The sequence below is a fragment of the Bacteroides togonis genome (assembly GCF_900130135.1).
In the GTDB taxonomy this organism is placed as follows: Bacteria; Bacteroidota; Bacteroidia; order Bacteroidales; family Bacteroidaceae; genus Bacteroides; species Bacteroides pullorum.
On the sequence record NZ_LT670820.1, the window covers coordinates 1141500 to 1154262 of the forward strand.

13 protein-coding genes are annotated in these 12763 nt (G+C 41.1%); 5 read left to right on the plus strand and 8 right to left on the minus strand.

All coding sequences use genetic code 11. The features are described 5' to 3' along the window. Window positions 1-79: 79 nt before the first annotated feature. Complete coding sequence (locus BQ8005_RS04925) at window positions 80-1012, minus strand: DEAD/DEAH box helicase family protein (RefSeq protein ID WP_234984001.1); 933 nt, start codon at window positions 1010-1012, stop codon at window positions 80-82. Between the two features lie 77 nt (window positions 1013-1089). Here BQ8005_RS04925 and BQ8005_RS04930 point away from each other — a divergent pair, with 77 nt between their 5' ends. Then, window positions 1090-2823 (plus strand): IS1182 family transposase, encoded by a 1734-nt coding sequence (locus BQ8005_RS04930; protein ID WP_075317263.1) that lies wholly within the window; start codon window positions 1090-1092, stop codon window positions 2821-2823. Here BQ8005_RS04930 and BQ8005_RS04935 read toward each other — a convergent pair. The 6 genes from BQ8005_RS04935 to BQ8005_RS04960 form a co-directional block, all read right to left on the minus strand. Then, entirely contained in the window at window positions 2797-3399 is a 603-nt protein-coding gene (locus tag BQ8005_RS04935) for a phospholipase D-like domain-containing protein (protein ID WP_075317264.1), read from the minus strand. The genes BQ8005_RS04930 and BQ8005_RS04935 overlap by 27 nt on opposite strands. Before the next feature lie 264 nt (window positions 3400-3663). Further along, entirely contained in the window at window positions 3664-4866 is a 1203-nt protein-coding gene (locus BQ8005_RS04940; RefSeq protein ID WP_075317265.1) for a site-specific integrase, read from the minus strand. Window positions 4867-4870: 4 nt separating this feature from the next. Then, window positions 4871-5644, minus strand: a complete 774-nt coding sequence (locus BQ8005_RS04945; protein ID WP_075317266.1) for a hypothetical protein — start codon at window positions 5642-5644, stop codon at window positions 4871-4873. Window positions 5645-5693: 49 nt separating this feature from the next. Beyond that, window positions 5694-6623 (minus strand): relaxase/mobilization nuclease domain-containing protein, encoded by a 930-nt coding sequence (locus BQ8005_RS04950; protein WP_075317267.1) that lies wholly within the window; start codon window positions 6621-6623, stop codon window positions 5694-5696. Continuing rightward, window positions 6620-6994, minus strand: a complete 375-nt coding sequence (locus tag BQ8005_RS04955; RefSeq protein ID WP_075318948.1) for a plasmid mobilization protein — start codon at window positions 6992-6994, stop codon at window positions 6620-6622. Before BQ8005_RS04955 ends, BQ8005_RS04950 begins: the two co-directional genes overlap by 4 nt. Window positions 6995-7219: 225 nt before the next feature. Then, window positions 7220-7684 (minus strand): DUF3408 domain-containing protein, encoded by a 465-nt coding sequence (locus BQ8005_RS04960; RefSeq protein WP_075317268.1) that lies wholly within the window; start codon window positions 7682-7684, stop codon window positions 7220-7222. Between the two features lie 453 nt (window positions 7685-8137). Between BQ8005_RS04960 and BQ8005_RS04965 the strand changes: the two genes are divergently transcribed. From BQ8005_RS04965 to BQ8005_RS04980, 4 genes are all read left to right on the plus strand, one after another. After that, entirely contained in the window at window positions 8138-8458 is a 321-nt protein-coding gene (locus tag BQ8005_RS04965) for a helix-turn-helix domain-containing protein (RefSeq protein ID WP_004329616.1), read from the plus strand. A 41-nt stretch (window positions 8459-8499) separates the two neighbouring features. Continuing rightward, window positions 8500-8808, plus strand: a complete 309-nt coding sequence (locus tag BQ8005_RS04970; RefSeq protein WP_075317269.1) for a helix-turn-helix domain-containing protein — start codon at window positions 8500-8502, stop codon at window positions 8806-8808. 475 nt (window positions 8809-9283) lie between these two features. Then, window positions 9284-9937 (plus strand): hypothetical protein, encoded by a 654-nt coding sequence (locus BQ8005_RS04975; RefSeq protein WP_075317270.1) that lies wholly within the window; start codon window positions 9284-9286, stop codon window positions 9935-9937. Further along, window positions 9934-11322: a DGQHR domain-containing protein gene (locus BQ8005_RS04980; RefSeq protein WP_075317271.1), complete on the plus strand. Its 1389-nt coding sequence runs from the start codon at window positions 9934-9936 to the stop codon at window positions 11320-11322. Before BQ8005_RS04975 ends, BQ8005_RS04980 begins: the two co-directional genes overlap by 4 nt. A 162-nt stretch (window positions 11323-11484) precedes the next feature. Here BQ8005_RS04980 and BQ8005_RS04985 read toward each other — a convergent pair whose 3' ends face one another. Further along, on the minus strand, window positions 11485-12630 hold the full coding sequence (locus BQ8005_RS04985) for a site-specific integrase (protein WP_111936057.1): 1146 nt from the start codon (window positions 12628-12630) through the stop codon (window positions 11485-11487). Window positions 12631-12763 lie beyond the last annotated feature (133 nt).

The window sequence follows — 12763 nt, forward strand, 5'->3', positions numbered from 1 at the left end:
AGACTGCAAAGTTGCAAAATCAAGTCCGTTTCATCTCAAGAAACCACGTAATTGACTATATTTCAATAATTTCAAAGAACTATTTATCCACTTTTACGGGACAGTAGTGATCTGCCTTATAATCGGGATCGTTGAGAATATTATTGCGTGTACGGCGTACTGTTACCTTATCAATAACCTTACTACGTATCTGCTCATAGATTTTATCAACCTCAGCAGTAACATCACGCTGGTCACGCTCTCGCATCAATCTCTTATATTCATAGATAAGCGGAGCAAAGAAACCTTTGAGGTTGGGAACTCCGTCAATGGTACAGTTTTGGCTATTTTGGAACAATAGTAACTGATTCTGTAAATCATCAGGGCGGTTGTTGAGCGGTGTAGCAGAAAGAAGCATTACCTTCTTTTGAGTGCTTTTCAGCAAGCCCATATTCAGGCAGGGGGATTTGCATATCTTTTGCAACTCATCATATTTGCCAGAACTGTCGCTGCGGAAACCATGGGCTTCATCGACAATGATTAAATCAAATTCCTCTTTGTCCTTGTAATTGTCTTTACTTTCAAGAACCTTTGACAGACTGCCATTAGTAATGAATTGAGTTTTCTTGTATATTCCGAAAAGTTTGAATGTATTTCGCCAGTTATCTTCCAATGCCGGGGGATATACAACGAGGATATTGGTATTTTTACCGTTAGCCTCTACAAAACGTTTGGCTATCATCGTTGCAATCATAGTCTTTCCTAACCCCACGACATCAGCAAGGAACAAACCATTATGCTGCATCAGCATCTGATACCCCTGAATAACGGCATCTTTCTGATATTTCAAATCCTTGACACCATCGGGCAACTGAATGGAGAAGTCATCTTCCACTTGGTCGCCAAATGTATCAATAAGTACTTTGATGTATAGTTCGTATGGAGTAGGCTGATAGCCCAAGTATGTATTCTTTTTGTACTCTTCAATATCTTTTGAAAGTGTGTCAAAAAGCACACCTTCTTTGTTTAGCACAAAGCCCCGACTTTCACAAGCTGGGGCTTTGTTATTACCTAAAGATTTTGTATCTTTAAGCCTAAAGATTTATACATATGGCAAAGATACATTTTCGTCCCTACACTCCCAACCAAACGGTACTATTTCCGCAAAGAATCGATGAAGATATTGCAGAAAACGATCCTATACGCATGGTTGACGCTTTGGTTGAAAGCCTGAATCTTGAAGGTTTCAGGAAGTTATACAAAGAATGCGGCCGTAGTCCTTACCATCCCAAGATGATGCTAAAGGTTATCTTGTATGCCTATATGAACAATATATACTCCTGCCGGAAAATAGAAAAGCTCCTTCGTCGTGATATCCATTACATTTGGTTAGCCGGTTATGAGAAACCGGACTTTATTACTATCAACCGTTTCCGTAATCGGGTGAAGAAGGAGATCAACGAAGTGTTTACCCAAACCGTACTTCTGCTTTCATCCAAAGGTTTCATCAGTCTGAATGTGGAATATATTGACGGAACAAAGATTGAGTCCAAGGCCAACAAATATACTTTTGTATGGCGGAAGAGCGTTGAGCGAAACCGTGAACGACTGATGAAGAAAATCAGTGTTTTGTTAAGCCAAATAGATGACGTCATCGCTCAGGAAAAAGCTTCGGAAAACAACGAGGAAATTGAGTTTACTCCTTCCATGCTGACAGAAATGGCGGGAGAATTACGCACTGCTCTTGAACAGACTTCAGAACCATCCACGAAAGAGCAGAAATCTGCGCTGGGAAAGAAACGCAAGCAGCTGAAAGAACTGGAAGCACATAGAGATAAGCTTCAGGAATACAATAACCATCTGGACAATCTTCAGGACCGCAACTCTTATTCCAAGACAGACAAAGAGGCCACTTTTATGAGAATGAAGGAGGATGCCATGCACAACGGTCAGACAAAACCAGGATATAATCTTCAGATTGCTACGGAAAATCAATTCATTATCGATTATTCTCTTTTTCCGAATCCGACTGACACCTTGACGATGATTCCCTTTCTGAAGTCCTTTGACGACAGATACGGCCGTTTGGCTCATACGGTGGTTGCTGATTCCGGTTACGGATCAGAAGAGAATTACCACTTTATGTCGGAAAACGGGATGGAAGCATACGTCAAATACAATTGTTTCCACATGGAGCAGCGGCCAAGATTTAAACCGAATCCTTTTAAAGCCGAAAACTTTTTCTACAATGAAGAACAGGACTACTGCGTCTGTCCAATGGGACAAAAGATGCAGAGGGCAGGTACCAGGCATACGAAAACCGAATCCGGATATGTAGTCGAATATGCCAGGTATAGGGCTGTCAGATGCGAAGGGTGTCCGTTAAGATGTCTGTGTTTTAAAGCTAAAGGAAACAGGACGATAGAACTGAATCACCGACTCAGGATATACAAACAGAAAGCCCGGGAACTTCTCTGTTCCGAAGAAGGACTGAAACACAGAGGGCAAAGGTGTATAGAACCGGAAGCTGTATTTGGACAGATAAAATTCAACATGAACTACAAGCGCTTCCGTCATTTTGGAAAGGACAAGGTCCTTATGGACTTTTCCTTCCTGGCCATCGCCTTCAATATAAAAAAGATGTGTACCAAGATGAATAAAGAGGGGATAAATTGGCCAATTAAACACCTTTACGGCCTTATTACCACTCATTTAAGCTATTGGGAACAAAATATCGAGATTATCTTCAGAATATCGCTGCTTGAAAAAGTTAACAACGCTCTTATCGTTGATAAAGAAAAGAGGGTGAATCGCGTATTACGACACACCCTCTTCGTTCCATAAAGTCCAAAATTCATCTGAGCAATACTTTACATCATCAAAGTCCTTCATTGCCACATTGAGTTCATACTGTGGCGGCTGTTTGATTCCCAAACCCGAATCAGAGATATTGGAAGAGCCCATTATTACCCAACCGTCGCTATTCTCGCTATGGTTTTGTGGCAGGCATAAGTAGAATTTAGCGTGCAGATTTTTGGTTGCATGAATACGCATTTGCAAACGTCCGGAAACAAGGTCTTCACACATCTGCAATATGCCTTCCTCTACTTCGGGTGAGTATTGAGCGTTTACAATATCCTCCTTGAAACCGTTGTGATAGATTTCTTTTGCTTTATCTTCATCAGCAAGCATCAAAAGAGCCTTGTTATGCTTTCGGAAAATATCATCAATATTGATACCTACCAATATCTTGATTTCTGATATATCACCTAATTCTTTACGCAACTTGAAATATCCAGATGAACGAAAGAAGCCCACAACAGCTAAAAAGCGTTCAAATGTTACCATCTCCGCCGCAATACCTTTCAACTTATCAAAAAGAGTATTACCCGGTATATTATTGAAAAACTTTGTACTCATAATTTTATATTTAATACAAAGCCCCTCCAAACAAAATACAATACATGAATTTATTCTCTCTTAGACAGAGGGAGATTTTAGACTATAAGGCTGACTTGCTGATGAATTATATATAGAATTGCTAAACAATAGTTGAAATTCAATGACTTCCAAAAGAAAAACCAACGGCCGGAATTGCAGGATTTTCAATAAAATGTATAACTTTGCACAAGAGTGAGTCCCTCTGTCTAAGAAATGAATGCTTTTGCTAAACGTTCTCCAATCCTACAGACTTTTCAGAATTTGTGCGTTGGCTTTGTCCACTACGGAATTGTCCAATGAAGCCAGATAAATTTGCGTGGTCGCCTCGGAATCATGTCCCATTCCTTCACTGATAACCGAAATCGGAATGTTCTTGCCTTTGGCTGCGCTTGCCCATGAATGACGGGCACAGTACATGCTAAGAGGAACGGATATATCGGCCAGTCTGGCTATTTCTTTCAGATTCCTGTTTATTCCGGACATGACATTCCTGTAATGCCTGTGCGTATCCTTAAAAGGGTATTTCAATACCGGCAAAAGATAAGGACAGAGGCTGTCTTCCGGGTATTTGCCGACAATCTCCTGCATACATTTTTTCCACCTGATAACCAGCCGTTGCCCGGTCTTTCGTCTGCGATACGATAAGAAGCCGTTCTGAAGATCTTTCTTTTTCAGGTGAGCCATATCTATGAACGACATGCCACGGGTATAGAAGCTGAACAGGAACATGTCCCTTGCAAATTCCAGATTAGGCTGTAAGGACAGATCCAGATTCTTCATACGCTTGATGGCGGATAATGGAACGGCACGCTTGACGGTCTTGTCCACTCCCGTATAGACATGCCTAAAAGGATTACGCTGTTCCACCAGTTCCTTTTCCAGAGCGCGATTATATACAGCCCGAAGGATACGCATATAGAATGAACTGGTATTCCGCACGGCTCCTTTTCCATGAAGGTAGGCTTCATAAAGCTGCATCAAGTTCGAATCAATTTCGGACAGCAGAATGTCCCGATCCTGTCTGAACTGCATGAAACTTTTCAGGGTACAGGAATAGTTTTCAGCCGTACGTATCTTGCCCATCTGTTTGAGACGGGCTATGATACCCTGAATAAAGTTGAAAAGCGACTGTCCCTCTGTATTGCTTTGAAAAGAAGCGACAATATCATCTGCCGTATATCCGGCTTTCCGGTTATCCAGCTGGCGGATAATCATGTCCATCCGTTTCAGGTCCCACTCCATGCGTTCCTGCAAGGAAAGGAGCAGATTGCTTCGCTCCGAACTACCGACAATGATACAGCTTCCAGCTTCGTTCCATTCGTTAGTAAATATCCGGTAATCCGTCTTTAACTGACGGATTACACGGTTCTGGATAATCTGGTAATAGACGGTACCTTCCTTTCCCTCTATGGTGGAAGGTCTGAATTTCACTTTGACACTGGCCATCGGCTTACTTTTTAGGTTCGTCCGTAATAGACTTGTCCTTGATGGACTTCGCCTTGCTGTCCAGTTCTCTCGCGGCCTGTTCTTTCAGCCGTGCCTGCTCGGTCAATGCCGCTTGTCTTTGTACCGCTTTCTCGTAGGCTTCCACATCCTCACGCATCTGCTCGATCAGTCCGTTATCCCGGTTCGGTCCAAAGAGATTTTCAAGTTCTACAAGTTGCTCAGGGGTAGCCTCTCCTTTCATCTTGACATAACGGTACTTCAGATCATTATCGGCCTGCACGTTATCTGTCCTCACCGAAAAATAGAGAGTCACGGACAGAATCACGATTGTCACGAACATCACGAAAAAACTCCCAAGAGTGTACGGGGATTCTACACTCAGGCTGAAATGATGGTTGATGTTGCTTGTCTTAACTGAATTCTTTCTAACTGTGTCATTAGTCTCACAAAACAAGGCTTCCACTTTCTCCTGGTGCTGACGCTGTTCATTACGCATTTCAGACAAGACCTGTCCAAGTCTTTCCTGTGACGAGTTTTTCCTGCCCATGGAAACCATATCGTTCTTAATGGCGGCAAGTCCCTCGTACAAGCGAGCCAACAAGTCGCGAAATGTCTCATGACCTTTCCGGACTTCATTCAGCACGGACTCATCCTTTTCCTTTTCATTGTTAACTGTCGGGCTGTTACCTTCCGGCAAGGGAACGGACAGCCCGTTGATTTTGTTTTCGATTCTTTCCAGGCATCCGAAGATGCTCTCGATATATTCTTCCAATTTCATATTCCTGCAATTTTAATGTTCATGAATAATTTGAATGGGAAAGGACGGACTACAATCCGAATCCTTTCCTCTTTTGTTTCTTCTTCCTGCGTCTGCGCAAGAGTTCTTCCTGTGATAACGGCTCTTCGGGAACGGTACCGTTTGTCGGACAGAACAGTCCCGGTCCAGTACTTTCGAGAAGATGGCCTACGTCCGGTATCCTTTGTTGCACCTTATGTTCGGATTCCTGTTGGGATTCCGAAGTCTTCCAGCTCAACCGGGCATTCAGCCTGGCAAAGCTGAACTCCCGGCTGATTTGTGAAGCCTTGAAGGTCTGCCCGTCTTTGGTGAACCGGATTCCCTGTATGTCCTCCGGCTTTTTTACCTCCCTGGTATGCTTTACAAATTCCAGCCTGATGCCCCGGCGAAGCATGTAATCGTTGAACTCTTTCCATGTTTTGGAATGCTTCAAAGCTGCCTTGACGGCATTGAAGATTTCGTATTTCACACGCTCCGAAGCATGGAGTTTCTCCACATTAGTCTTGCCCTTGCCCTCGGCGTATGTCAGCCCGTACCTGTTCTTAAGCAGTTTCGTGACGATTTCATTACGCTTGTAATCGCTTTGGGAAGAGATTACCTTGCCGTCATATCCGATGCGGTTATAGACCAGGTGGCAGTGCGGATTGTCCGTGTTATGGTGTCTTACCAGAATAAACTGAGTGTTTTTTATCCCCATCAGCTCCATGTATTCCCGGGCTATTTTAGCCATAAACTCATCCGTCAACAATGCCTTATCCTCAGGTTTGAAGCTCAATGCAATGTGTCCGACAGGCTGTTTGATCTTCGGATTAAGCTCACGCTGGTAGTTGAAACTGTCCGTTATTTCCCGGATATTTCCCAGCAATACACCGTCTGAGTCGATGATTTCCGCATTGTCCTTGCCCATCACGTAGCGGATACAGCCACCGAAGGATTTCCCTTTCTTGATCTTGCCAATCATGATTGCCTCCTTTCTCCTTGCCTGTACCAGACGATAATCTCCTTGAGTTTCTGCAGGAGTTCCGTCACCGTCCTTTGGGTACGGTGGAATCCGGCCTGATGGGACAGACGGGTCAGCTGGTTCAGGTTGTTTGCCATACCTGTAAGACTGCGTATGACGGCAGTTTCCTCGGCAGAGTGTCTGGCTGTTATCGTCGTCTCAAATGCTGATACGCGAAGAAATTCCGCCAGCGTGAGGTTGGCCTGTCTGCTGCGCCGGCATAGTCGCTCATAGTCTATCTTGGAGAATTTCACTGTAACGGCTTTGCTGAGTTTGCACACTCCGCTTACTCTGGGGCGTCCCCTCGGTCTGTTTTTCTTTCTGTCATTCATATTTTCTCTGTTTGATTTTTGATTATTCTTTTTCCCACAATCTGCGACCACCGGGAGCGGATTGCCTCCACTCTTCGGGAGTGGAGCGAGGTTTTTCGGGATGCCCGAAAGATAACCTCGCTAACTCCCAAAACTGAAGTTTTGTCCGTTACTCCGCCAGGGCGGCTGCAGACTATCTGAATACTATGATACTTGAAGTCAGTAAGTCTGTCATTCAGGAAAATATCACAGTTTTCTCCACTGTTCAAAGTCTTCCGAGTAGATTTCAAGATGCTGTCGGGCGATGTTCTCAAGCAGTCCGGAAACGCTCATTTTGCGTCCTCCCAACCTGCGGACAAACTCGTCCAGCCTGTCACGTACCTCGCCGCTAACAAACACGGGCTTGCGGTCTTCGATTCTCGGGACCTGAAGAAAGGCTTTCCTATATTCCTCCAGAGAAAGTTTTCTCTGCCTGCTGCTTATACGACGTTGAGATACGGGAACGGCTTCCTCTTTTACGGTTGACAGTTCCTGATTCTCGGATGTGAAGTCGGTCTGTTCTACCGTTCCTTCTGACTTCTCTTTCCCGGTATCATTCAAGGATGATTCCCTGGCAGTTTCAATGCTGCCATCTGACGGGAGTATAAGTGACATGTCCGTACCTGTCATGGCCTCCCATTCTTCTTTGGTCAATTTCTTTTTTGTTACCATACATTTTTGATTTTAATCGGTTTACTCACTGGTCTCGGTGCGCACCTTGACTCATTGTCGTGAGCAAAGGAAATGTGTATAGTGAACAGAATCAAGCAAATGGAGATACCGTGGCAATTATGTAACCTCGTGCACTATACCGATTGGGCGGTCGGTGCTGCCTGCCGTGATTTGCCGGGGTGATTTCTACATACCGGATTATTCAAGCAAATTCTGTTTATGAAGAAGGCTCATTGTATGCAGTTGATATGTAACATGATGTCATTCCGGGTAACACATCGCCACCGATCTGAAAATCCATTGCAGTGTGATTACTACTGCTTTTATTTGCAGTGGAAACAGGATAAAACGGTCACATTTCCATCCGAAAATGGACGATGAGACATGATGGTATATCGGCTGTAAAAGACCTGTTCTGTTCCGGAGTTTTGAATATATGTTTAACTGAAAATAATGAAGACAATGGAAATCATCAGCTTTGAAAAAAGAACTTTCGAGGAGATTGCCGCCAAGCTGGATCGCTTTGTGCAGCGGGTGGAAAGTCTGTGCCGTGAACATGGCGGAAAGGAAACAAGTGAATGGATGGACAACCACGAGGTCTGCCGCAGGTTACGTATCAGTCCGAGAACCCTGCAGACCTTGAGGGATAATGGGACGCTTGCCTTTACTAAAATCGGAAACAGGACTTACTACCGTCCTGACGATGTAGAGCGAGTGGTCGGGAATGTGGAGGAAAAGCGTAAGGAAGCCCGCTGGAAAGGCAAGACCATTTGAACGAGTTTCAAGAATAATGTATAACCCTATATCAAACGCGTATGAGTAATGAAATCAGGGAAAAGGACCACGAGTGGGTAAAGACGTTCCACTCGAATTTCGACAGGCTGCTGGCCCTGCTCGAAAAGTTGTTGGAGAAACGGCAACCGTCCGCCTATGGCGATGAACTGCTGACGGACAAGGAAGTGGCATACATGCTGAAAGTGAGCCGGAGAACCTTGCAGGACTACCGCAACAACGGCATTCTGCCTTACACACAGGTAGGCGGCAAGATTCTCTACCGGGCTTCCGACATAGAAAAAACATTGATGAAAGGGTACAAGGAGGCATACAGATACAAAAGGAGCTAATAACCCAAGCGTTTCCACAAAGGACACATAAGGATTTAGATTTTTCTGGAGGGAGCGCAGTTGACCGCCTGCCCATTTTATTTGTGTTTCTAAAAAATAGCCTTTCCAAATGATAAAATAACAGCATATAGAATTAGGCTCTATTTGAACCAATCTATATGCTGTTTTGTCTTTTTTTTCTGACTTTTCCGTCAGTCGCTTGTTTCCGCTGCCGTCGGCGTCCATTGTACAGACGTGAAAGGGAAAAGGTTTTCGGGCTGAATACGCTCTGAAAGAGGAAGATTCTGCCCGAAACGGCATGGCCGCTAGACATTTTCGCTTTCAATAGAGTCTGTACTAACTTCTATGGACGGCGAGGAAATGGGCGACTGAAAGGATTGTCATATCTTTAATGCCAATAAAATATAATCATAATTGCTCTAATCCTTTAGAATATGTATCTTTGTAAAGCGTTTGTATATTCAAATAAATTCCTATGAGTATTAATGATGATAAATGTTTTCAATGGATACAACAAAGATCTTTTTTTATAAGAGCAATATTGAATCCAATATATATATGTAAATTTCATAAAGTTAAAACCTTTTTATGGTTCATGTTTGTTATAGTTGCCGGACAACTAGGAACTATAATCAATATAATCCAAAGAACTGTATTTGATAATTGGCCAATAGGAAAAGCACTTATCCCTGATAGTTTATCTGGGAACTTCTACACTTTCTCATTGGTCTTATTAGCTTCATTACTTGGACCTTTGTTTATAGATTTCATAAAAGATGAAAAGCCACATTATAGAAAAATAGGAATGGTATTTGTAACTATTCTTATTTTTACGATAATTTTATGTGCGGTTTTTTACTCTTTTGCAACGCATAATATTTCTAATTCTAATATTGACTATAATAATTTAAGGAATTCTGATATATGTGTTGATATACCGCAACTAATCTTTTATATCTGTGCATTAGTATTTGCAAGGTATTATTTCGGATATTCGTTATTAGAGCATCATGAAAAAGATATTCATTTATCTGATGAAGAATATCGAGACCGAGAAGAATTAGAAAAAGAGAATTTATCAGAACAAGCTTTAACTGTAACAGATGACGGGAAAGGGGTAAAAATATGATGACAATAAACTATATAGAGGTTCAACAGCCTATCGGGACATTTTATCTATGTTGTATTCCTGCTTCAACATTAATAAAAATAGTACGTGTTAATGCACGATCGCAAGACGCTGATGGCATACAACGAGATTTGTCAAGATCTAGAATAAAATCTATTGGAGATTATTGTTCTGATCCTGATGCCGTATTTCCGACCCCGATAGTTATTAGTGTTGACAAATCTGCTGGTATATCACTAGATGAGTCTAATCATCGAATTAACTTTTCTGAAGATTCATGCATTGGAGAAGTCATTGACGGACAACACAGGCTATGGGGAATTGAAAAATCAGAATATATTAGTAGCTTTAATCTTCCCGTCGTTTTAATGTTTGATTTAACAATAGAAGAAAAAGCATATGTTTTTTCTACAATTAATAGTAATCAAACAAAAGTCCCTCCTAGCTTAATTTTTGATCTATTTGATGTTTCAAATTTAAGAAGTCCTAACAAAACTGTACATCATATAGCTAGAGTTATGAATTGTTCTGTAGAATCCCCATTCTATAATAGGCTAAAAATGCTAGGAAAAAAGGAACAATCTCAAAAAAATGCAACTTTATCTCAAGGAACCTTTGCTAAAACGATCTTGATGTTGATTTCAAAGGATCCTAATGAGGATGCTCGTTTGATAAAACGAGGATTGAAACTAAATCCAAATGACAAATTGATCTTTAGACAATATTTTATTGAAGAAAAAGATGAAATAATAATCAAAATACTATTGAATTGCTTCAATGCATTAAAAAATATATTTCATGACGAATGGAGTGAACCTCAAAATAATATTCTGTGGAAGACAACAGGATTCCGAGCTATAATATATGCTCTGCCAAGTTTATACAAAAAAGGCATACGGGATAAAGATCTCACTCAAGAATTCTTTACATCTTGTTTTTATTTATTTAAAACAAAACTTACGATTCAAAAATTGTCTTTAACTAGTGAATATTTTCCTGGTGGAAGCGAACAAATCCAGAGAAGATTAGCACGGCTTATCGTTGATAGTATAGCAAATGACAATATTAAACAAAACAATAACAACTTGTTAGAAGTTAAAGATATTCAAGATTTTATAGATAATATAGTTGATATAAATAAGTATGAATTATATGATATTGCTGAAGCTTTAGACAAGCAAAAAACTTCATACGAGACATTAAAAGTGATTCCTATTAATGAGAAGAATGTTTTTAAGCTTATAAATCCATACGCTGATGTATTCATAGAAATAAAAACTGATCAAGCGCATGCCCTTCTAAAAGATATACAAAATAAATATATGTTGGGGATGGATTATGAATCATGGTTAGCATACAAAGAATCATTAGAAAAAGATGATTGATAAGGAGGCTCAAAATAAAAACATAGATAGGCTTACTTGTGATCTATAAGTTGTAACATAAAAATCTCCTGCCTTTAGTCTTATTATTGAGGTAAATAAAGACTAATGCAGGAGATTTCTTATTTCCAAGTTTCAATCTAAAAGCTATCTACTTTTGTATTTCTATTTTAAGACAGACTCATTTATTCTTAAATGACTATTTATTCTCATTCTTCTCTCCATTAGCTTATCCATATCCTCTGAAATCTTGTCATCTGTAACTTTTGCGTATCCTTGTGTCGTTCTGATATTTGTATGGCCCATCATCTTTGAGATGCTTTCCATGGGAACTCCGGCAGAAACCATCATGGTACCAAAAGTGTGACGACTTTGATGGTATGACAAGTTATGCTTGAACTGAAGGGAAAATCCCAATTCATGTATCTCAAACCAAATCATACTCCGTATGGGTAACGGGAAAATGGGCTGACTATCATCTGTCGTATTATACAAGGAAATTATCTGCTCCGCTACCGGGTGTAATGGTATAAATGACTCAACGCTTGTTTTCTTGCGGTATGTTCTGATATATTTTCGTCCTTCTGCAGTTGTACCTATATGATGCGGATAGAGATTGCGTACATCAACGTAAGCCAAACCACAAAAACATGAAAATATAAAGGTTCTTCTTGCAAGTTCCTGTAGTGGATCCGGTTTTGGATGGCTCATTATCTCCTGAAGCTGGTTCTTGCTTATATACATGAGCTTTGTAGGTGCCTTCTTTTCATATTTTATATCATCCAAAGGATTATATCTCAAAATTCCTTTATCCACGGCAAGATAAACCAGACGTTTCAGCCAGCAAAGACAATGGTTACGGTATGACGGCTTATGAGGGTAATTTGTTTTCAGATACAAAATGAAATTGGTGCCAAACTCTTCGGTAATATCTCTAAAAAGCATGTCCTCCTTGCCCAGAGAATGGATGTATTCACCCAAATAGTAATGATACATTTTTGACTGCCTGTAACTAGAGGTTGAATCTATTTGAATGGAACGGATTTTCAGATTTTCCCGTTCCACTTCCCCTGCCTGTAATATGTATTTCGGGATGTTGACTGCTCCGGTCATAGCTGTTTTCAGCAGCTCTGCGCTGATGACACCATTTACTTTCAATAATTCAGCATAAGTTTCATCTATACGTTTTTTATACTCGCAAAGCATCCCGTTCAGTCTGTTGTTCTTGACTTCCCCTTTCTTGCTGTTCCACTCTTCCGGCTGGCAATACAACCCGGTCGATAATACAACAGCCTTTCCGTCTATTGTAATACGACACCCTTAATTCCGCAACACTATAGTTTAACATTATTTATAAGTGCCTGAGCAACAAAAAGTTGCCCAGGATTTTGCCATGTCAGAATTTTCACTTACCTTAGTGTTGCGAAAAGAAGACAAGCAAAAC